This is a genomic window from Halobellus inordinatus, from assembly GCF_024498335.1.
Lineage (GTDB): Archaea > Halobacteriota > Halobacteria > Halobacteriales > Haloferacaceae > Haloquadratum > Haloquadratum inordinatus.
On the sequence record NZ_CP101825.1, the window covers coordinates 1,295,377 to 1,315,356 of the forward strand.

General features: G+C 67.0%; 17 protein-coding genes. 12 read left to right on the forward strand and 5 right to left on the reverse strand.

The window, feature by feature from the left end; all coding sequences use genetic code 11:
• Positions 1 to 4 precede the first annotated feature (4 nt).
• The 8 genes from NO362_RS06670 to NO362_RS06705 all read left to right on the forward strand — a co-directional run bounded on the left by NO362_RS06670 (position 5) and on the right by NO362_RS06705 (position 10,033).
• Complete coding sequence (locus NO362_RS06670) at positions 5 to 694, forward strand: DUF7310 family coiled-coil domain-containing protein (RefSeq protein ID WP_256546585.1); 690 nt, start codon at positions 5 to 7, stop codon at positions 692 to 694.
• Entirely contained in the window at positions 691 to 1,182 is a 492-nt protein-coding gene (locus tag NO362_RS06675) for a DUF7311 family protein (RefSeq protein ID WP_256546586.1), read from the forward strand. The genes NO362_RS06670 and NO362_RS06675 overlap by 4 nt, the downstream gene beginning before the upstream one ends.
• Positions 1,183 to 1,227: 45 nt before the next feature.
• On the forward strand, positions 1,228 to 3,327 hold the full coding sequence (locus NO362_RS06680; RefSeq protein WP_256546587.1) for an ATPase, T2SS/T4P/T4SS family: 2,100 nt from the start codon (positions 1,228 to 1,230) through the stop codon (positions 3,325 to 3,327).
• Positions 3,327 to 5,111: a type II secretion system protein gene (locus tag NO362_RS06685; RefSeq protein ID WP_256546588.1), complete on the forward strand. Its 1,785-nt coding sequence runs from the start codon at positions 3,327 to 3,329 to the stop codon at positions 5,109 to 5,111. Before NO362_RS06680 ends, NO362_RS06685 begins: the two co-directional genes overlap by 1 nt.
• 81 nt (positions 5,112 to 5,192) lie before the next feature.
• Positions 5,193 to 5,672 (forward strand): DUF7283 family protein, encoded by a 480-nt coding sequence (locus tag NO362_RS06690; RefSeq protein ID WP_256546589.1) that lies wholly within the window; start codon positions 5,193 to 5,195, stop codon positions 5,670 to 5,672.
• Positions 5,665 to 6,075, forward strand: coding sequence for a DUF7285 family protein (locus NO362_RS06695; protein ID WP_256546590.1), 411 nt, complete (start codon positions 5,665 to 5,667; stop codon positions 6,073 to 6,075). Before NO362_RS06690 ends, NO362_RS06695 begins: the two co-directional genes overlap by 8 nt.
• On the forward strand, positions 6,072 to 6,977 hold the full coding sequence (locus NO362_RS06700; RefSeq protein ID WP_256546591.1) for a DUF7284 family protein: 906 nt from the start codon (positions 6,072 to 6,074) through the stop codon (positions 6,975 to 6,977). The genes NO362_RS06695 and NO362_RS06700 overlap by 4 nt, the downstream gene beginning before the upstream one ends.
• Entirely contained in the window at positions 6,977 to 10,033 is a 3,057-nt protein-coding gene (locus NO362_RS06705; RefSeq protein ID WP_256546592.1) for a DUF7286 family protein, read from the forward strand. The genes NO362_RS06700 and NO362_RS06705 overlap by 1 nt, the downstream gene beginning before the upstream one ends.
• Positions 10,034 to 10,080: 47 nt before the next feature.
• On the opposite strand, the gene sufD is transcribed toward NO362_RS06705, so the two are convergent.
• The 4 genes from sufD to NO362_RS06725 all read right to left on the reverse strand — a co-directional run bounded on the left by sufD (position 10,081) and on the right by NO362_RS06725 (position 16,575).
• Positions 10,081 to 11,292 (reverse strand): Fe-S cluster assembly protein SufD, encoded by a 1,212-nt coding sequence (sufD, locus tag NO362_RS06710; protein WP_256546593.1) that lies wholly within the window; start codon positions 11,290 to 11,292, stop codon positions 10,081 to 10,083.
• 1 nt (position 11,293) lies between these two features.
• The gene (gene sufB / locus NO362_RS06715) at positions 11,294 to 12,724 is read right to left on the reverse strand and encodes a Fe-S cluster assembly protein SufB (protein WP_121568047.1); all 1,431 of its coding nucleotides are present in this window, start codon (positions 12,722 to 12,724) and stop codon (positions 11,294 to 11,296) included.
• Positions 12,725 to 12,757: 33 nt separating this feature from the next.
• Entirely contained in the window at positions 12,758 to 13,672 is a 915-nt protein-coding gene (locus NO362_RS06720) for an ABC transporter ATP-binding protein (protein ID WP_256544645.1), read from the reverse strand.
• Positions 13,673 to 13,830: 158 nt separating this feature from the next.
• A complete protein-coding gene (locus NO362_RS06725) occupies positions 13,831 to 16,575 on the reverse strand; it encodes a DNA-directed DNA polymerase (protein ID WP_256544646.1) in 2,745 nt (914 codons plus the stop codon).
• Positions 16,576 to 16,876: 301 nt separating this feature from the next.
• On the opposite strand from NO362_RS06725, the gene NO362_RS06730 reads away from it, so the two are divergent.
• From NO362_RS06730 to NO362_RS06740, 3 genes are all read left to right on the forward strand, one after another.
• Complete coding sequence (locus tag NO362_RS06730) at positions 16,877 to 17,065, forward strand: DUF7331 family protein (RefSeq protein ID WP_256288012.1); 189 nt, start codon at positions 16,877 to 16,879, stop codon at positions 17,063 to 17,065.
• 64 nt (positions 17,066 to 17,129) lie between these two features.
• Positions 17,130 to 17,603 (forward strand): DUF7322 domain-containing protein, encoded by a 474-nt coding sequence (locus NO362_RS06735; RefSeq protein WP_256544647.1) that lies wholly within the window; start codon positions 17,130 to 17,132, stop codon positions 17,601 to 17,603.
• 50 nt (positions 17,604 to 17,653) lie between these two features.
• Positions 17,654 to 18,097 (forward strand): DUF7346 family protein, encoded by a 444-nt coding sequence (locus NO362_RS06740; protein ID WP_256288014.1) that lies wholly within the window; start codon positions 17,654 to 17,656, stop codon positions 18,095 to 18,097.
• A 95-nt stretch (positions 18,098 to 18,192) separates the two neighbouring features.
• Here NO362_RS06740 and pan1 read toward each other — a convergent pair whose 3' ends face one another.
• Positions 18,193 to 19,410, reverse strand: a complete 1,218-nt coding sequence (pan1, locus tag NO362_RS06745) for a proteasome-activating nucleotidase Pan1 (RefSeq protein ID WP_256288015.1) — start codon at positions 19,408 to 19,410, stop codon at positions 18,193 to 18,195.
• A gap of 277 nt (positions 19,411 to 19,687) precedes the next feature.
• Here pan1 and NO362_RS06750 point away from each other — a divergent pair, with 277 nt between their 5' ends.
• Positions 19,688 to 19,951, forward strand: coding sequence for a helix-turn-helix domain-containing protein (locus tag NO362_RS06750; protein WP_256288016.1), 264 nt, complete (start codon positions 19,688 to 19,690; stop codon positions 19,949 to 19,951).
• Positions 19,952 to 19,980: the final 29 nt, after the last annotated feature.

Genomic DNA, 19,980 nt, shown 5'->3' on the forward strand with positions numbered 1-19,980 from the left:
CGGTATGTCGAGTGAACAGACTGGCCACGACGCGCTCACTGCTCGTCTCGATTCCGTCGACGACGCTATCGCCGCTTCCGAATCGGCCGCGACCGACGACGAGAAACTGCTACCCCCAGCGACGGACGGCGACTTCGACCGGGGTTCGGCGACGACGCACGCCGATTCCGCGCCCCGAGACGACACGGACGCCGTCGAGGAGCGCGTGGCGAGTCTCGACGAGCGGCTGACCGCGCTGGAGGCCGACCTCGACGCAGTCCGAGGGCTGCTCGACGGCGTCGAAGCCATCGACGAGGCGGTCGAGCGCCGGGCGTCCATCGCACTCGCGAAAGTCGAAGCACTCGAACGGCAAGTCGAGCGGGAGGACGGAGCGCTCGTCCGCGAGCGGTTCGCGGAGTCGGGAGAGACAGGTGACGGAGACACGCCCGCGGAATCGAAAAGCGGCGAGACACGCCACGCGGTGGGGAGATCGACCACAGCCGAGACGCCGACCCGAACCCCGAACGACGCGGTCGACGACGCAGACGCGAGACCGTCCACGTCGCAGTCCCGACAGTCCACTCGCGGCGGTGATCGCGCGCGCGACGGGCAGACAGTCCGCGACGCCGTCAGCCGTTCAGAGGGGGCGTCGACGGATACGGCATCGGACGTGGATCCGTCTCTCGCGTCGCGACTCCGCGACGCCTTCCGGTGATTCGCCTCGTCGTTGCGGCGGCACTCACGGTCGCGACGTTCGCGGCCGTCGTTCCCGCGGTCGACGACGCCCGAGCAACGCGGACCGACGCGATCATCGAACGTGCCGTCGACCGGATCGACCGCGCCGGGCGTAGCCTCGCAACGACGGAAGACGCGACGCCGACGCGCGAGCGAGCCGCGACGCGACGCATCACGATCCGACTCCCCCGCGCGTCGCTGACAGCAGCCCAGCCGGCGTTCGTCGCGATCGGCGGTCGGCCTAGGGGACCGGGAAATCGCTCGGCTGTCACGTTCGCCCTGGCGGAGTCGCCGACGCGGGTTCGAGGACTCTCGCTGCCGGTTCCAGTCCGAACGCCCGCCGGCCCAGTTGTCTTGCGCGAACCCGGTCGCCGAAGCGTCTCGCTCGCGCTCGTGGGCGCGGCCGAGCGCCCCACGCTCGTCGTCACGCGGCGTCCGCCCGGAGCATCTGTGGCGGCGGCGACCTGAGCCGTCGGCCGATTCTTTATATACCGTGACGCGGCCACCCGTCGTATGTCGCTCAACCTCGGTTCCGTCCTCGGCGATGAGCCGTCTCTCAGTCGCCTCACGTCGTCGCTTCCCGATGTCGCTGCTCTCGGACTCGGTTCGGACCCAGACCAACCGAACTCCGTTAACGAGGCGTCGGGACCGGTGGCCAGTGGGGTTGATCCAGGCGAGACGGGTGAGGGCTGTCGGTGCCAGCCGTCGATCGAACGACCGACTGGCACGGGTGTTGCCGACCGCCGGGAACTCGTCGTCGACGCTTCCGCGTGCCCCGGCAAGGGAGTTCTCGAGTCACGTCCGGGGTGTCGCGCAACCGTCGTCGCGGCACTAACCGACCACGACGTGGACGCCGTCAGGACGCGATCCGATGGACGCGAACGGACCTACACCGACGAATCCGTGGGGCTGCTCCTCGCAGCGGGTCGGTTCGTCGAGCGCGTTCGCTTCCACGACGAGTCGCTGGCCGAGCGGGCCCGTCGAGACCCGCTCGCGGCCGCTCGGCGGGCGACCGGACGCGCGGGTGCCGTCGCACGAATCGCCGCCGAATCAGGACTCGCAGAGGGGGTTGCGCGCGCGGGTGCTCGCCTTGGAGCGGACGACTTCAACTCTGTCGGCGACGGGAACGACTACGCTGGCATCCTCAGCGCGTTCGTCGGGCCGACGATCGCTCGTGCGCGTGTGGCTCGCCAGCCGCCGTCTGACGCCTCTCCCCGAGAGACGTACGAACTGCCGACCGGTGCGGACGTCTGGGTGTACGACACTGCCGACGGAGCGCGATACCACCTCGGTCCGGTCGCACACGGACTCGACGCCGCCGCCACGTCGACCCTGGCGGCCGCCTACGGCGTGCTCGCGAACGGGTCCGTTAGCGGCGGACCGCGTGCCGCGGGCCGAGCCGTTAGACGCGTCGCCAGCCCTGCCGACCCGGTCGAAACGCTCTCGACGGCGCTCGACCGGTACACTCGCGGACTCGGCGTCTTCGAGCACCTCTTCGCCGACGAGCGAGTCTCGGACGTCGTCGTCTCGGCCCCGGTGACTGACTCGCCCGTCAGAGTCGTCCTCGACGGCGAGCGCGTCCCCACGAACCTCCGACTGACGCCCGGCGGCGCGGCGTCACTCGCCTCACGCTTCCGTCGCGAGAGTGGCCGCGCGTTTTCCCGCAGTTCGCCGACGCTCGACGCGTCTGTCGTCGCGGAGACGGGTCGCCGGATCCGGGTGGCTGGCGTGACGGCACCCGCGAGCGACGGCGTCGGATTCGCCTTTCGCGCGCGGGACGACGAAGCCTGGACGTTGGCGCGTCTCGTCGCCGCCCAGTCGCTCTCACCGGCGGCTGCGGCGTTTCTCTCGCTCGCGATCGAGCGCGGGGCGGCAACGATCGTCGCCGGGACGCGCGGTGCCGGCAAGACGACCTTGCTCGGGGCGCTTCTCTGGGAACTCCCCTACACGACGCGGCTCGTGAGCATCGAAGACACGCCGGAGCTCCCGGTCGCAGCGCTCCGTGCGCACGGCCGGGACGTGCAAGCGCTCCACACCGACGGCCACGCAGGGGGGTCGGGCGAAGGCGCCGGGATAGGCGGTTCGTTCTCTCCGACGAACGCGCTTCGCGCGGCGCTTCGGCTCGGCGACGGGGCGCTCGCAGTCGGCGAAGTCCGCGGTGAGGAAGCCGGTGCGCTCTACGAGGCGATGCGAGTCGGCGCGCACGGGCACGCAGTGCTCGGAACGATCCACGGCGACTCCGCGGCTGCCGTCCGCGAGCGCGTGGTCTCCGATCTCGGCGTCCCACCGTCCTCGTTCGGTGCGACGGACCTCGTCGTCACCTGCGCTCACGACGGCGACGCGCGCTACGTCGACGCCATCGAAGAGGTCCGCGCTGTCGACGGAGACACCACGTTCGTCTCGCTCTTCGAGCGGCAATCGGGAACGCTCCGCCGAACCGGTTCGCTCGATAGAGGGGACAGCGCGTTGTTCGAGCGGCTCTGCCACGGGGACGAGTCCTACGGCGACCTGCTCTCGCTGCTCGACCGGCGCGCGAGTCGGTTCGAACGACTCGCCACCGCGGGGTTGACAGCCCCCGACGATCTACGCCCGTCCCAGCGCGGAGGTCGCTGATGTCGGCGACCGACGACCGCGTCGTTCGTGCGGCACGCCGACTCGCGCGTTGGTATCCAAGCGACGTCGAGCCGACAGCAGAGCTTCACCGGTCACTGGCGTTCCTCGAGAGCGACCTCCGAGCCCAGACGGTCGTCCGGGCCGGGTACGTGCTCGCCCCCTTTGCTGCGATTCTCGTGTTGTGTGGGGTCGCACTCGCCGTCCCGTCACTCCCGTTCGTGGCCGCGGCCTCGGCGGCCGCGGGCCTCGGTCTCGGAGTTACTCACCTCGTCCACCGGCTCCCCGTCGCGGCCGCGACACTCCGACGGTCGCGGGCTCTCGGCGATGCACCCGGACTCGTCGCCCGCGCAGCCCTTCGGCTTCGGCTCGAAGCAGCGCCCGAACGCGCCGCCACGTTCGCGGCCCAGACCGGTGAAGGGCCACTCGCTCGGAGCCTCGCTGCACACATCGACCGGACGCGCGCCGGCCCGGCTGCGGGACTCGGCGGCTTCGCCGCGGAGTGGCACTCGTGGTTCCCAGCACTCGAACGGTCGACGTCGCTGCTCTTGAGTGCCTCCGACGCCCCCGCGGAGGAACGTGACCACGCGCTCGATCGCGCACTGGAGACGGTGCTCGACGGGGCGCGAACCGAGATGGCGACCTTCGCAGGCGACATTCGCGGTCCGGCCAGCGGAATCTACGCGTTCGGCGTGCTCCTGCCGCTCGCACTCGTCGGCGTGTTGCCGGCCGCCCGTGCTGGCGGGGTGTCAGTACCGGCGATGGCGTTCGTCGGCCTCTACGACGTCGTCCTCCCGGTAGGGTTGGTGTTTGCCGGAGCCTGGCTCCTGCTTCGGCGTCCGATCGCGCTCGCCCCGCCGCGCGTGACGACCGGGCATCCGGACGTGCCGTCCGGGCGGTGGCGCGGGGTCGCCGCGGCGTCGGGTGGCCTCGTCCTCGGGGCCGCTGTTGGGTCGCTCGTCGCGCCGTGGGCGACACCAGTCGGTGCCGCGGGGCTCTCTCTCGGGGCCGGTCTCACCGCGTACTACCGCCCGATGGCGGCGGTCCGCCGCGACGTCACCGCGGTCGAATCGGGGCTCGCGGACGCGACAGCCGTCATCGGACGTCGCGTCGGAGCCGGGGAATCCGTCGAGACGGCGATCGAGTCGGCTGCCGACGCGACGACTGGACGGACGAGCGAGGTATTCGACGCCGCGGCGGGCGTCCAACGTCGTCTGCGCGTCGGCGTACACCGAGCGTTCCTCGGGGCGCACGGCGCACTCGAACACGTTCCGAGCCCGCGGGCCCGCGCGACGGCATCGCTATTAGCGGTCGCAGCCAGAGAGGGCCGACCTGCCGGTCCGACACTCGTCACGCTGGCCGATCATCTGACCGAACTCCGGCGCGTCGAGGCCGACGCACGCCGCGAACTCGCAGCGATCACGGGTACACTCGGACACACTGCGGCGCTGTTCGGTCCGCTCGTCGGCGGCGCGACCGTGGCGATGGCGACACAGATGGCCGCATCCGGCGTCGGCGCGGGCCAGCAGTCGCTGGGCGCGTCAGCCGCAAGCCGTTCGTCGATTGCTGGATCGGCAGCCCCGGGGGCGACGACGCTCGACCCTGCGCTGCTCGGCGCAGCGGTCGGCCTGTACGTTCTCGCGCTCGCGGCTATTCTCACTGTCGTGGCGACGGGACTGGACCGCGGTCTCGATCGGACCCTCGTGGGGTACCGTGTCGGACTGGCGCTGCTGTCGGCGACGGTGGCGTATCTCGCGGCGTTTCTCGGGGCGTCGATGTTGTTCTGACCGGGGCACAATTTCGGGACACCGACCAGCACTGCTCCGCGGCGGCGAGCGTTTATATACGGAGACGGCACCAGCCGCCCTATGTTCGACCTCACACTCGACGCGTGGTACGCGTGGATCGGCCTGTCGCTGACGGGCGTCGCACTCGTCGGTGCCGCTACCGGACTTCCGACTGCCCCGCCACCGGACGCAGGAGCCGCCGCGGCGACGATCGACCGCGTCGCGGCCGCAGAGTACACCGCGACTGGCGAGCACCCGCTCGACGCCGAGGAGATACGGCTCGGGACGCGCCGCGTCGGACTCCGCTCGGACGCGGGGACGGCTCACGCGACGGTGGCGTTCGGCCCCGTTACTCCTGTCCCCGCCGGCGACTCGCCGCTTCGGGAGGTGCTGCACGGGACGCCGCCCGACCGGGCGTTCCGCTCGCCGGCGGCGTTCCGACAGGCAGTCGTCAGCGCCAGAGCCGACGCGACGGAGGCGCCGTGGCGTGTCGTGGATCGAACGCTGATCGTTCGCCGGACGACCTGGGACGACGTCGACGTGGTGCTCGTCGATGCGTAACGAGGCGAGGGGGGCCGAACGGGCCCAGACGTCACCGATAGTGGCGCTCGTCGCGCTCTTCGCGGTCTGTGCTGGCCTGTCGCTGTACGCCACCACACTCGGTGCCGTGACGCCGTCAGAGACGGCGAACGAACTCGCAGAGCCGACGCTCGACCGCGTCTACGGCGAGATCCACGGTGGCGGCGTCGTCTCTCCCGTGAGCCTCGTTCGGGCAGACAGGGTTGCGCCAGACGGCTACCGCGTCGCGGTCGTGCTCACGACACAGAACGCGCGCTGGACGAACGGCCGTCGGCCGCCGCACGATGTCGGCAGCGACGCCGACAGTGCTGCCCGGCCGGTGAGCGTTGCGATGGGGGACGGCGACGTCGAGTGGGGTCAGCTACGGGTCTGGGTGTGGCGATGAACGCCGCTCTCGACGCAGTGGTTTGTCTGCTCCTCGTCTCCGCGTCCGTCTTCGGTCTGGTGAGTGTCGAGCAGTCGCCACCGCAGAACCCTGGACAGGCCGACGCCGTCGCCGACGCGCTCGCGACGACGACGGCACAGGTGACCTACTCGCTCGCCCCCGGCGTTCGTGCCCTCGACGACGCTGATCCACGGTATGGGAACGCGGCCGAAACGCCTCTCGAATCGCCCGAACTTGACCGGACTGCGCACGGGAGCCTCGCCGGATTGCTCGCTCGCGCCGCGACGGGAACTGCGGGCGTCACCCTGGACTCGGCGGACTCAGATCCCGAGGCAGCCCCACTCACGCGGACCCGCGCGGACTTCCGCCGGGCCGTGCGGGAAGCCGTCCGCGCTCGAACCGGCGCGACCGCTCGGATCGACGCAGTGTGGCGACCGTATCCCGACGCGCCGGTCGGCGGTGCTGTCGGCGTCGGTCCTCGACCGCCCATCGATGGCGTCCACACGGCGACGCTCGTCGTCCCGACTGGGGTCGCACCGCTCGCTGCGTCAGAAACGACCGATTTCGAGACACTCGGCCGCGCAGTCGCCGACCGGACCGTGCAGGTACTCGTCCCGCCCGGCCCCGCGCACGTCACGCTCCGCGGTGACGATCCGGCCGCTGGGTTGGTTCGATATCGGTACGCGCGCCTCGAAGCCGAAATGAACACCTCGCTGTCTGCCCCGCTCGCGACCGAAGACACCGATTCCGCGAACGCCTGCGTCGCTGACGCGCTCGCCCGGCAGGTGACTGCAGACTTACGGAGTCGATACGACACGCCGGCTGCGGCCGCGGAGTCGGTGTCCGTGTCTTCAGTTCGGATCATCGTTCGTACCTGGAACCCCTCGGCGGAGGCTCGCTGATGCGGCTCGCAGACGACGACCGCGCGCGGGTCCCGTTCGCCCTCGTCGGCGTGCTGCTCCTCGTTGGCAGTTCGACGTTCGCGGCCTCACTCGCGACACCGGGTCCCGAACCGATCGACCGCTCGGCTGACGTCGTCGCCGATCGCGTCGACGCCGAGGTGACCGCCGCACTCCGCGGCGCCGTTCGGGATGCGGCGCGGGCGGCTGCTCGCGACCCCGTGACCATCGCAGCAGACACCGAGGCCGGACGCGCGCTCGCGGGTTCGCAGACGTTCCGTCGCTACCTCCGACTTCGCGTGTTCCTCGCTGCTCGTGATGCTGTCGCGGCAGTCGAACACCGCCGAGGGCAGAGCGCCGCGCGGGCATCGCTCGGGGCGTCCGTCGAGACCGTTCCGGACGCGCTCGGTCACGTCTCGCTCGCGAGCGCCGACGACGGGACGGAACTGCGAGTGACGGTCCACGACGTCGCTCTGACGATCGAACGGGACGGACGTGTCGTCGAGACCAGCCAGCGCGACCGGACGATGACCGTCGGCGTCCCCGTCCTGGCGCTGCACGACCGAACCGAAGCGTTCCAGGCACGCCTGGACGCGGACCCACTCGACGCACCGGGTCTCGCTCGCCGGACGACGATCGGCGTCACCGCGATGGCGCAGGCCCGTGGCCTCGGTCAGTACGGCGGGCTACCGATCTCGAACGTCGTGGCGAACCGCCACGTCGCGCTCTCGACGAACGCCGGCCTCCTCGACGCCCAGCGGGCGGCGTTCGGTAGAGCTGATCCGGACGCTGCCGCTGGGGTTCGCGCGGCGACGCTGCAGACCGGCGCGACCGACCTCCTCGGCCCGAGAACGGACCCGCGTGTCGTGTCGGCAGTGACCGGTCAACTTCCGAGTCCCAACGACGCCGAGCGCGCGGATTCCGACGGGAGATCTGGGTCGTTGCCGGCGACCCGATCGATTTCGGTGGGTGTGAACGGCACGGCCGACGAGGCGTTTCTGTCACTGCTCCGCGGGACGCGCGGAGCCGACACCCTCGACGCCGTCCTGCGAGGCGGCTACCGGGCGAGAGTCTCCGTCGACGCCGAGGCGTGGACGGTCCGAAACGGCCGGCGACCCGCCCCACGCGCACCTGGTCCCAACTGGACGCTCGTCTACTCCGGCGTCTCGACTGACGTCGCCGTCACCGGAAGTGGGCAGTCGCGGTCTGTGTCTCGAACGGGGATCGGCACGCGGCGGCTCTACACGGCAACCCGACGCGTCGTAGAGCACCGGCGAGTGGATCGGACCTGGGTCAAGGTGAATGCGACACCACAAACGACGTCCGCGTCGTGGCGGGACGTCTCCCGTGTCCGGGTGACCGCGACCGGCCGGCTCGGTGGCGGGAGAGCGCCCGCCCGCCCCGTCCGACCGCTCTTCGAATCCGGCGGGGCGCTCGATGGACCGAACCTCAGAGCGGGACGCACAGCCAGCCGTGAGCTCGTGTCGGACCTCGGGGGACCCGACGCGATCGCTCGCCGTGCAGTCACCGGTGGCCGGACGAGTGCCTCGACCGCGATGGTCGGCGACCGGCCCGCGGAACTCGCCGACTGGGTGTACGCGGACGTCGCGCGACTCCGCGATCGTGTGCGGCACCTCTCTGTCGAGGTCGACGCCAGTGCTGCGGCCACGGGGCGAGCCAACGGTGCGGCGCGCCTCGCGTCGCTCGTCCGCGACCGACGTGCCGTACTCCTCGACGCGCCTGAAACCTACGACGGCGTCGCGGACCGAACCCGCGTCGCCGCTCGTGCGGCGTATCTCGACCAGCTACTCGCTGCGCTCGACGCCCGCGCTGACCGGACCCGGAAGCAAAACACCGGCATCGGTCGCGCGCTCGACGCGAAAGGGATCGCGGCCTCACGCGCGAACGATCTCGCAGACCTCACGCCCGAGCCGCCATCGCCGCGTCGGGACGTCGGGACGGCCGCAGGCGCACGCGGAGAGGTCGTCTTCGTCCCCGACGGCGACCCGGCGTATCTCGCGCCCGAACCGGTCGAGGGAACTCTCGTCGACGGTATCGACGACGACGAACAGTACGTCGGTCTCGCCGTCCGAAATCTGAACGTATTTGCCGTCCCGTACGGCGAAGCGGCGGATCTCGTCACACGAACGCTCTTCGGGAACGCTGGACGCGTCTCGCTACACACTGCAGGGCAGGCGCTCGTCACCGCCGACCAGACGCTCGAAACGCACGCTGATCCAACACTCCGAAAGCGTACCGACGCACTGCGGTCGAACGTCGCCCGCTCGATGGGCCACGTTCGACAACGCACGGAGCGAACGCTCGCTCGCGAGACGACACTCTCGCCGACGGAGCGGACTGCCGTCGTCCGCCGCGCGTTCGCGCGCTGGGCCGGCCCGGGCGAGCGTGCGGTCGCGGCGACCGACGGGTCCCTCGCTCGCGCGGTTGCGACAGTGGCCGTCGCTGAAACGACAGGCACTGGTTCGAGCGAGGTAGCGGAAGATCGGGTCCGTACGGCGCTCCGCGTCGATCTGCGTCGGGCAGCGACGTCGAAACGGGTCCGCGTTCCCCAGTCGGTCGTCGACGAGACGGTCTCGACGACGCGCGACGTCGCCCGCGAGATGGCGACCCAAACCGCCGAGAACGCGACCCAGCAGGGCATCGCGCGCGCAACTAACGGGACGCTCGGAGAGATCCCCGCCGGACTCCCGATCCTGCCGACGCTCAACCCGTGGGTCGCCACGACGAACCTCTGGATCGTGGAATCCCGCGGTGCTTACGGTCGGTTCGCCGTCGAAGCAGCCTCCGATCGGACGACGTACGTCCGCGACGGGACGACCGTGGCGCTCGACGTCGACGGCGATGGGGTCGACGAACGACTCGGAGAGAACAAACGCGTCGACTTCCGCGTGCGGACGGTCGCCGTCGTGGCCGTGCCGCCCGGAAAGTTCGGCGTCGGCGACACCGACGGCAACGTCGACGAGCGATCAGTCGCGTGGAGCGGATCGGCTCCGGGGCCTCGCTGTACGACGCCGACGGGGCAGTGTCCGAGAGAATGAGATCGCGTAGAAAGTGCGGGAGAAAGAACCGTAAGTAAAAGCGTCGGTTACTGCAGCCGTGCGGCGATCAGGGCTTCGAGATCGTCGCGGAACTCCTCGACTTCGATCTCTTCGAGGACGGGGACGAAGAAGCCCTCGACGAGCATATTCCGCGCGCGCCACGGCGGGATGGCTCGCGAGACCATATAGAACAGGTCTTCCTGGTCGACCTGTCCGACAGTCGCCGAGTGCGACGCCTCGGTGTCGTGATTCTGAATGATCAGCTTCGGCGACGCGTCGGCCTCGCTCTCGTCCGAAAGCATCAGCGTGTTTTCGCGCTGGTAGGAGTTCGTGTCCCACGCGTCGCGGCCGACGTCCTGGACGCCCTCGTACACCGAGCGCGCCTCGTCGTCGAGGACGCCTCGGGTGACGAGATCTGCGGTCGTGTGTTCGGCGTTGTGCCAGACGCGGGCGTTGACGTCGAAGTGCTGGTCGTCGTGGCCGAAGAACGCGCCGACGATCTTCGTCTCGGCGGCGTCGCCGTTGAGTTCGCTCTCGACGTCGCTGCGAGTCAGCCGCGATCCGAGGTTGCCCTCGATCCAGTTGACCGTCGCGTACGTGCCGACGTCCGCTCGCTTGAGCGAGTAGCTGTAGGTGTCTTCGTCCAGATTCTGCAGCGACCCGTACTGGACGTAGGAGTTCTCGCCGGCGTCGATCTCGACGAGGTTCGAGAAGTATCGCGCGTCCTCCACGTCAGCACCCGACTCGATGCTCTCGAGGATCGTGACCGACGCGGACTCCTCGGTGACGACGAGCGTGTGACTGAACAGCGATCGGGAGTTCATCTCCGCGCGGATCGTCACGTCCTCGGCGTCGACTCCTTCGGGGACGTAGACGACCGTGCCGGTCGTGAACAGCGCGGCCGACAGCGCGGTCAGGTAGTTCTCCTGCGGGTCGATCGTCGATCCGAACGCGGACTCGACGACGTCGGGATGCGCGTCGAGTGCTTCGGTGAACGTGAGCACCTCGACGCCCTCGTCGGCGGTGCGCTCGGTCTCGTCGACCTGTTCGAGCGGGTCGACGAGCGACTCGAAGTCGAGCGCTTCGAGGTTCGTCCAGCGGCGGCCGGGCGTCTGGATGACGTCCGGCAGATCGAGCGTTTCGAGCGCGTCGAGGGCGTCGAGTCGCGCTTCGAGTAGCCACTCGGGTTCCTCGCGCTGCTCGGAGATCTCTCGGACCGTCTCCGCAGAGAGGTTCGCGGGAAGTTGTGCGCCGCTCATACTACCCGAGGCTCCCCTCCATTTCGAGTTCGACGAGGCGGTTGAGTTCGACCGCGTACTCGATCGGCAGTTCTTCGGTGATCGGCTCGATGAAGCCCGAGACGATCATCTGCTTTGCGTCGTCGTCGTCGAGGCCGCGCGACTGGAGGTAGAAGACGTCCTCGTCGCCGATCTTGCCGACGGTGGCCTCGTGGGCGACGTCGACTTTCGACTCGTTGATCTCCATATACGGCATCGTGTCCGACGTCGACTCGTTGTCGAACATCAGCGCGTCACACTCGACGGAGGTCGAGGAATCGGACGCGCCGTCGGCGATGTGGACGAGACCGCGGTAGTTCGTCCGGCCGCCGTCCTTCGAGATCGACTTGGACTCGATCGTCGACTTGGTGTTGGGCGCGTTGTGGTAGACCTTCGCGCCGGTGTCGATGTTCTGGCCCTCGCCTGCGAAGGCGATGGTGATGTGGTTGTCGGAGGCGCCGGGACCCTTCAGCACGGTCGAGGGGTACAGCATCGTCGCCTTCGAGCCCATCGAGCCGGAGATCCACTCCATTCGGCCGCCGGCTTCGACGATCGCACGCTTGGTGTTGAGGTTGTAGGTGTTCTTCGACCAGTTCTGCACCGTGGAGTACTGGACGTGGGCGTCCTCGCCGACGAACACTTCGACGCCGCCGGAGTGCAGATTGAACGCCGAGTACTTCGGGGCCGAACAGCCCTCGATGTAGTGAACTTCCGCGCCGTCCTCGGCGACGATGAGCGTGTGCTCGAACTGGCCCATCCCTTCGGAGTTCATCCGGAAGTACGCCTGCACGGGCATCTCGACTGTCACGTCCTCGGGGACGTAGACGAACGAGCCGCCGGACCAGACGGCGCCGTGGAGCGCGGCGAACTTGTTGTCGCTCGGGGGGACGCACTTCGTCATGAAGTACTCGCGGACGATGTCGGGGTGCTCCTGCACCGCCTTGTCCATATTCATGAAGATGACGCCCTTCTCCTCCCAGCGCTCCTGCATATTCTGGTAGACGACCTCGGACTCGTACTGGGCGCCGACGCCCGAGAGCGCGTTCTTCTCGGCCTCGGGGATGCCGAGTTTGTCGAAGGTGTCTTTGATCTCGTCTGGGAGTTCCGTCCAGTCGTCGACGCCCGCGCGGACGTCGACGTCGGGCCGGATGTAAGGTACGATCTCTGCGATGTCGACTTCCGAGAGGTCCGGCTGGCCGGGCCAGTCGGTCGGCATCGGCATCTTCTGGAACTGCTTCAGCGCGCGGAGGCGCCGGTTCAGCATCCACTCGGGTTCGTCTTTGTCCTCGGAGATGACGCGGACCGTCTCTTCGGTCAGGCCCTTCTCGGTCTGGAACGCCGAGGACTCCTCCTTCTTGAAGTCGAAGCGAGCCTCGGTGTCCGTCTCTTTGAGGTGATCTTGTTCGGAGCTCATAATTGTGTTTGGTTGCTTAGATCTCTGTCCGTATCAGGCTGTCCCGTATACCTCGTCGCGAACCCAGTCGTACCCCTTGTCTTCGAGTTCTTCGGCAAGCGACGCGTCGCCGCTCTTGACGACCTTCCCGTCCAGCATAATGTGGACGTGGTCGGGCTCGACGTACTCGAGGATGCGCTGGTAGTGCGTGATCTGGAGCACGCCCGTGCCCTGCTCGTCGCGGAGGGCGTTGATTCCCGCCGAGACGTCCTGCAGGCGGTCGATGTCCAGCCCGGAGTCGATCTCGTCAAGGACGGCGATCGACGGTTCGAGGATCGCGGCCTGCAGCACCTCGTTCTGTTTCTTCTCACCGCCGGAGAAGCCGGCGTTGAGATAGCGCTGCATAAACTTCTCGTCCATATCCAGCAGCTCCATCTTCTCTTTGAGGAGCTGTTGGAACTCGGCGACGCCGACCTCGCCCTCGTCGGCGGGACCTTCCATCGGGGAGGTCTCGTAGCCGGCGTCTTCTTCTTCGCCCGCTGCTTCTTCGGCTTCGCCTTCGTCCTCGAAGAGCTCCTCGCGTTCCTCGAGTTTGGCGTTCAGTGCGGTCCGGAGGAAGTTCGTCATCGTGACGCCCTCGATCTCTGCGGGGTACTGGAAGCCGAGGAAGATACCGAGCGCCGCGCGCTCGTTCGGCTCCAGCTCGAGAAGATCCCACGTCAGTTTGTCCTCGGGGACGTCCGCGTCGACGTCGTTCTCGTCGAGATGGAGGAGGATCTCGCCGTCGGTGACCTCGTAGGCGGGATGTCCGGCGATGACCTTCGCCGTCGTCGACTTCCCGGACCCGTTTGGACCCATCATCGCGTGGATCTCGCCGGATTTGACCTCCAGGTCAACGCCACGAAGAATCTGTTCGCCGCCTTCCTCCGCCACGTTCGCGTGGAGGTTCTTGATTTCGAGTGTAGCCATCGTTGTTTCGTTGCCTCGTGTCCCTAAAGTGGGGTCTGGCACCCATAATGGTTACGCATTCCCCAGTACACAGTTTATTGTGGGGAAAATATATTTGCGTTTTGCGAAACCGAATGTGGGTACGTGAGGTTCCTGTCGGTCGCGTTTGCTGACGTGCGTCAGACGAAACTGCCGAGTCCGGTCTGCTCCTGCCCGGATTTCACCTCGTCCCACGACATTCCGAGCGCTTCGATGATCCGCGCGATCGGTCCCTTCAGCGTCTTTTCGAGCATCACGTCCCAGTCGACCTCGAACTCTTCGGGGAGTTGGTCGTCGTACTCGATACAGATGACGTCGGGATCGCGTTTGAACTCACCGTAGAGGACATCGCGCTGCGGATCGAATCCCTCCTCGCCTTCCATCCGCCGGAACCACGAGGGATGGACTTTCTCCAGGTAGATCCGCTTCGGTTTCGACCCGCGCCCGAAGTTCGTCCCCAGGAACTCGTTCGCGTACTTCGCGCCGCGGACCTGCGCGGTCGCGGTGTCGTAGGCGTCCAGGCGCTTGCCGATCCCGCCGGGGATGCCGATCTCGTCGACGGGGATCTCGCCCGACTCGAAGTCGCTGATGATCTCGTGGAGGTAGTCGGCGATCTCGTCGGTCTCCTCCCCGTGGACAATCATCTCGATGACGCGCTTTTGCACCTCTTTGGTGATCGGCGCGATGTCCGAGCGCTTGTACTCGAAGCCCGTGATGTCGATGTCGTCGACGTCTTTCCCTTCCTTCCAGACGATGTGGCCCGCGTAGCGCTTTTTCTTTCCTGCTTGGAAGAACCGCCGATAGAGCTTCTCGAACTCGATCTGGAAGCGGTGTTCCTCGGCGTCGAGTTCCCGCGCTGCGAACTCGTCGTAGGAGTCGTTGATGTACTCCTCCAACTCGAAGGACTGCTCTATGGCTTCCTCCTTACTGACGTCACCGCCGAGTTCCAGCATCACCGAGTCGGTGTCGCCATAGATGACTTCCTTGCCGAGTTCGTTCGCGGCCTCGGCCGTGTGTTCGATCACGTCACGACCCGTCGCAGTGACGGCAGCACCCATCTCCTTGTCGTAGAGGCGGAACCGATCCCAGCCCAGGACGCCGTACAGCGAGTTCATAATGACCTTGACAGCCGCCTGCTGGCGGTCGTACTGCTCGTAGGCCGGCGTATCGGGATCGTTCTCGTTCCGCAGGGCCTTCTTCTCCTCGCGCTCTGCGAGGAGGTCGTCGATCATCTCGCGGATGATCCCGTCCGGTTCGCGCCGGAAGTACGTCCCGTTGGGTGCCTGGAACGTGTCGCCGTCGTAGCTTTCGGGGTCGACCTTCGTCTCCGGCGACGCGTTGATCGTCACCATACACATCGGATAGAGGCTCTTCAGGTCGAGCACGGTGACGTTCTCTTTGACGCCGGTGATCGGATCGAAGACGGCCCCGCCCTCGTAGTCCTCGGCGTCGGCCTGGCCCTTCGACGGGAGGGCGAAGCGGCCGTGCGCCTCGTGGAGAATGTAGATGTCGACGGTGTCGCCCGGCGTCGTCGCGTCTTCGAGCTTACAACCGACGAACGTCCGCACCTCGTCCCAGAAGGCGATGACGTCCTGTTTGCGGTCGATCTCGACGCAGAGTTCGACGTCGCGAACGTTGTACTCCAGCAGACGTTCGGGCTCTTGCTCCCAGAGGTCGCCGATGTCGCCCGCGTACCGCTCTTTCCCCACGTCGAGTTCGAGTTCGCCCACGGCGTCGAGCCGGTAGGACTCCAGTTCCGTGAACTGCGTGCGCTTGTAGGCGTACAGGAGGTCGAAGACGACGCGGCCTTTCACGTTCGGGCCGCCCCAGCCGCTGCGCCAGACCTCGCCGATGCGGGAGAACCGCGCGGGGTCGAGGTCGTACTCCGAGGTCGGATCGATGACCTCCATTCGATCGAGGAGGTACGGCATATCGAAGTCCTCGAAGTTCCAACCGGTCAGCACGTCCGGGTCCGTTCCCTCGATGTAGGTGAGGAACGCGTCGAGCATCGCATCCTCGCGCTCGAAGGATCGAACGTCGATGTCGGTGTCCTCGCGCAGCGGTTCGTACGCGTCGAGGTCGTCAGGAGAGTCGACGCCCGCGGCGGCCTCCGGAGCGTCGTAGAGCCACGCAATGTACTCGTCGCGTTCGGAGTCGTGGCTGGTGAGACAGACGATCGGCTCTTCGCCGTCCTCGGGAAAGCCCGAACGGTCGTCGACCTCGATGTCGAAAGTGTTCACGCGCAGCGGCGCTTCGACCTCGACGGGTTCGATCTCGTCGTGCGGAATCTGGATCGCATCTGCTTTCCCGTCGCTATCGTCGCCACCGTCGCCGCCGTCACCGAGACGTCGCTCGGGAACGCGGATACCGCTCTTGACGTCCTTGTCGATGAGCAGGCGGTTCGGAAAGAGGATGTCCGCCTCGTAGTGTTCGAACTCGTCGCGGATCTGGCCGACGTCCCGCGGCGTCCGGGTGCAGATCTTCGTCAGTTCCTCACCCCGGATACTCTCGTAGCCCTCCTCCGTTCGCGTGATGACGTCCTTGTCGAGTTTGTCGTCGTCGAGCGTCTCGGTCGGCGCGTAGAAGTACGGCTCGAACCCGAGCACGCGGACGTGTTCGGTCTCGCCGTCGGGCGTCCGACCGAAGACGTGCAGAACGGGATACTCCCGACGGCCGCTGCCCTCGACGGAGTAGTTGACCTGCGTCACCATCAGTTCGACCGTGCCGTCGGCGTCGGGAAAGCGGATGTCCTCGGCGTCGACGACTTCCGAGACGTGCTGTGTGCCGTTGCCGGCGACGGCCACCGCTTCCGCGTCCGGCCGGGCGTCGTCGGCGGTGTCGTCGCCACCGCCCCCCCAGTCGTCCGTAAGCCCTGCCTGTTCCATAGGGGCGCTTTCGGCATTCCCGAGTAAAAGCTTCGGCATTGTGTCCGTCGCGTGCACCCGGATTCCGCCACTCACGTTCGCTGACGCCTCGTCTTCTTGCCGACCGCCCCTCGACTGATAGGGATTATCGTAACTGTTCGGAGATTCTCGCCGTACCGTCCGGCGAGAAATCTATGCGGACTTACGATAGTCTCTATGATCATCCTTCCGCCGATCGTCTCGGCGGATCGTCGGTTTCTCCGCGATGGGTTCCGGATCGGACGCAAGACCTATAGTGTGTTATGTCATACCACAGGCTACGATGGTCGACCCTGCAGACTCCGAGCGGACGGATCGGTCGCCAGCCGCGCCAGCGCGCCTGGGCGAAGCGAACGGACTCGACGACGTCGAGTCCTACGAGGTCGACGGCGGGATCGTGTTTTACGATCCGCAGAATCCGCTCGCGTGGGTCGAAGCGGCCCGGACGGTGACGCTCGCCGAGTACTGTTAGCCCGCTCGTCGCTCTCTTTCGGCGGAACGAACTGTTTTTGCGGCGCCCGCCCCTCGAGTCGACCGTGCCGACGGATTTCGACGAGTGGCTCGAAGAACCGAACGAGCCCAACCCCGAAGACCAGTGGGGAGACCCCGAGAACGACCTCGTTTCTATCCCGTCGGTCGAGACGTCGGGGGACGAAGATGCCGCCGGCATCGACGTCGACGGCGACCTCGCGAAGTTCTTCTGGGCCACAGTCATCTACGCCAACGTCGCGCTCGCAGGCGTCAGCCTCGGCCTGTTGCTCATCGCGTTCCGTGGTCAGTGGACTTGGGGCGGCGGGGCCGTCGTCGTCGGCCTCTTCGCACTCTACCGGACGTACGACCTCTATCGGACGTACCAAGAGCACGTCGCAGACAGCGACGAGAGCACGCCCGACGCAGATGCTGACGGGGCGGTAGATACAGACTCTGACGGTGCGAAAGACGGAGATTCTGCCGGTGCGGCAAACGCGGACGCCGATACCGCGGGCGCCGGTCCGGACGAACATCAGTGACCGCGTCCGCCAGCGCAACTGATAAGCGCCGCTCGGGCCAGGTCACGACTATGCAGACCGTCCGCGACGACGCCGGTGATCGGTATCTCTTGGTCAAGCGCTCGGCCGAATCGAGTCGCGTGCGCGATCCGGAGACCGGCGAGGAACGGTACCTCCCCAACGACGCGTTGACCGTTGAGGACGACGCGCCACTTTCGGTCGCCGCTCGCGCCGTCCCCGAGGCAGTCCGACGCGTCGCCACGGCCGCACACGACGACCGCTCGCTTGGACTGCTCGTCGAACTCGCCGATCGCGGCCCGCTCTCGGTGGTCGAACTCCTCGATTCCTACGACCTCTGTGAGTCGGATCTTCACGGCCTCCTCGGTGAGTTCCGCGCGGCAGGGCTCCTCACCGAGACGACTGTCTACGGCGAGCGCGGCTACGACGCCACCGAGACGACGCGCCGTGCGGTCGCGATGCTTCGAGGCGCCGAAGACGACGGTAACAGCGAGTAATCGACAGTAGCCGACAGTGGTCGGCGATAATCGAAGCACAGCTCCGCCCCGTCGATTCTGAACAGCAGAAAGAAGCCCGGAGAGACGCCGCCGAATCAGGCGAACGCGCGGCTCGCGTCGCCGTCGGCGCTCGCGTCGGCCTGGATCTTCTCCCAGGCTTCGACGAAGTCGGCCATCGTGATCTCCGTCCGGTCGTCGCGGATGGCGAACATCCCGGCCTCCGTGCAGATCGCTTTGATGTCGGCACCCGAGGCCTCGCCGGTCAGTTCGGCCAGCCGGTCGAAGTCGACGTCGTCGGCGACGTTCATATCGCGCGTGTGGATCTGGAAGATGATCGCGCGACCCTCCTGGCCGGGCTTGGGGACTTCGATGAGGCGGTCGAAGCGGCCGGGGCGGAGGATCGCCTCGTCGAGCATATCGAAGCGGTTCGTCGCCGCGATGATGCGGATGTCACCGCGCTCGTCGAAGCCGTCCATCTCAGAGAGCAGTTGCATCATCGTGCGCTGGACCTCGGCGTCGCCGGAGGTCTTCGAGTCCGTCCGCTTGGAGGCGATCGCGTCGATCTCGTCGATGAAGAGGACCGCCGGCTCGTTCTCGCGGGCCACCTCGAAGAGGTCGCGAACGAGCTTTGCGCCCTCGCCGATGAACTTGTGGACGAGCTCGGAGCCGGCCATCTTGATGAACGTCGCGTCCGTCTGGTTGGCGACGGCCTTCGCGAGCATCGTCTTGCCGGTGCCCGGCGGGCCGTACAGCAGGACGCCCGAGGGCGGCTGGATGCCGACCTTCTCGAACATCTCGGGCGATTCCAGCGGCATTTCGACGGTCTCGCGCACCTCCTGCATCTGCTCTTCGAGGCCACCGATGTCCTGGTAGGTGACGTCCGGGCTGTGGTCGACCTGCATCACCCGGGCGCGGACGTCGGTCTCGTTGTCGAGACGCTTGACGACCGAGAGCGAGTTGTTGACGGCGACGCGCGCGTCGGGTTCGAGGTCCTCGCGCATCTCGTCTGTCACCTCGGTGAGCGCCTCCTGGTTGTTGCCGTGCTGTTTGATCACGACGCCGTCGTCGGTGATCTCTTGGACGGTGGCGACGAAAAGCGGCGACTGCTTGAGCTTCTTGTTCTCGTGCGTGAGCCGCTCGAGCTTCTGCTGGTACTTGTTGTTCTCGGCGTTCGCGTCCAGCAGCTTGTCCCGCATCTCCTCGTTTTGGGACTCGAGAATATCGAGGCGCTCTCTGAGCGCCTGGATCTTCTCCTGCTGCGACGCCGCCTCCTCGTCGTAGGGGAGCTCGACGTCGTCCACAGTGTCAGTCATCACCCTCCGTAGGATGTGGCTTCATAAGAGACTTCGGGTGAGCGAATCCGTACCATAGTCGGATCCGCCGCGCCGTGGGAGCGCTGTCTCTCCGGCGGCCTCCGAACGTACCCGAACGAGCAAGGAGACCCGTTATTCGTTCATTCGCCGGTAACGGTGGCAATGATGCGTCGAATCGGGGCAGAACGAGCTGTGTCCCTCGGACAGAATAATTAACAAGATGCATATTTTGATACAGTAAATATTATCAGTTTACATTCCCCAGTGAGAGATACGAATGAGCACCACCGAGGCACTCGCCCCCGAAGAGGAGTCGACCGACCGCTGGGACCCGGTCCGCGAGATGCCGCCGAGTGCGAAACTCGTCGCCAAGGTCCTCGATTACAACGACACGCTGACCCAGAGCCAACTCGCCGAGGAGACGCTTCTCCCGCCGCGGACCGTTCGCTACGCGCTCTCGCGACTCGAAGACGCCGGCGTCGTCGACTCGCGCTTCTCGTTCACCGACGCCCGCAAGCGGCTGTACACGCTGAACCTCTGATAGGGGTTATCGTAACTGTTCGGAGATTC

Excerpts from the sequence above, each read along its gene's own strand:
- NO362_RS06670 (WP_256546585.1), top strand. The coding sequence starts at position 5 with ATGTCGAGTGAACAGACTGGCCACGACGCGCTCACTGCTCGTCTCGAT.
- NO362_RS06680 (WP_256546587.1), top strand. The coding sequence starts at position 1,228 with ATGTCGCTCAACCTCGGTTCCGTCCTCGGCGATGAGCCGTCTCTCAGT.
- NO362_RS06685 (WP_256546588.1), top strand. The coding sequence starts at position 3,327 with ATGTCGGCGACCGACGACCGCGTCGTTCGTGCGGCACGCCGACTCGCG.
- NO362_RS06690 (WP_256546589.1), top strand. The coding sequence starts at position 5,193 with ATGTTCGACCTCACACTCGACGCGTGGTACGCGTGGATCGGCCTGTCG.
- NO362_RS06695 (WP_256546590.1), top strand. The coding sequence starts at position 5,665 with ATGCGTAACGAGGCGAGGGGGGCCGAACGGGCCCAGACGTCACCGATA.
- NO362_RS06700 (WP_256546591.1), top strand. The coding sequence starts at position 6,072 with ATGAACGCCGCTCTCGACGCAGTGGTTTGTCTGCTCCTCGTCTCCGCG.
- NO362_RS06705 (WP_256546592.1), top strand. The coding sequence starts at position 6,977 with ATGCGGCTCGCAGACGACGACCGCGCGCGGGTCCCGTTCGCCCTCGTC.
- sufD (WP_256546593.1), bottom strand. The coding sequence starts at position 11,292 with ATGAGCGGCGCACAACTTCCCGCGAACCTCTCTGCGGAGACGGTCCGA.
- sufB (WP_121568047.1), bottom strand. The coding sequence starts at position 12,724 with ATGAGCTCCGAACAAGATCACCTCAAAGAGACGGACACCGAGGCTCGC.
- NO362_RS06720 (WP_256544645.1), bottom strand. The coding sequence starts at position 13,672 with ATGGCTACACTCGAAATCAAGAACCTCCACGCGAACGTGGCGGAGGAA.
- NO362_RS06725 (WP_256544646.1), bottom strand. The coding sequence starts at position 16,575 with ATGGAACAGGCAGGGCTTACGGACGACTGGGGGGGCGGTGGCGACGAC.
- NO362_RS06730 (WP_256288012.1), top strand. The coding sequence starts at position 16,877 with ATGGTCGACCCTGCAGACTCCGAGCGGACGGATCGGTCGCCAGCCGCG.
- NO362_RS06740 (WP_256288014.1), top strand. The coding sequence starts at position 17,654 with ATGCAGACCGTCCGCGACGACGCCGGTGATCGGTATCTCTTGGTCAAG.
- pan1 (WP_256288015.1), bottom strand. The coding sequence starts at position 19,410 with ATGACTGACACTGTGGACGACGTCGAGCTCCCCTACGACGAGGAGGCG.
- NO362_RS06750 (WP_256288016.1), top strand. The coding sequence starts at position 19,688 with ATGAGCACCACCGAGGCACTCGCCCCCGAAGAGGAGTCGACCGACCGC.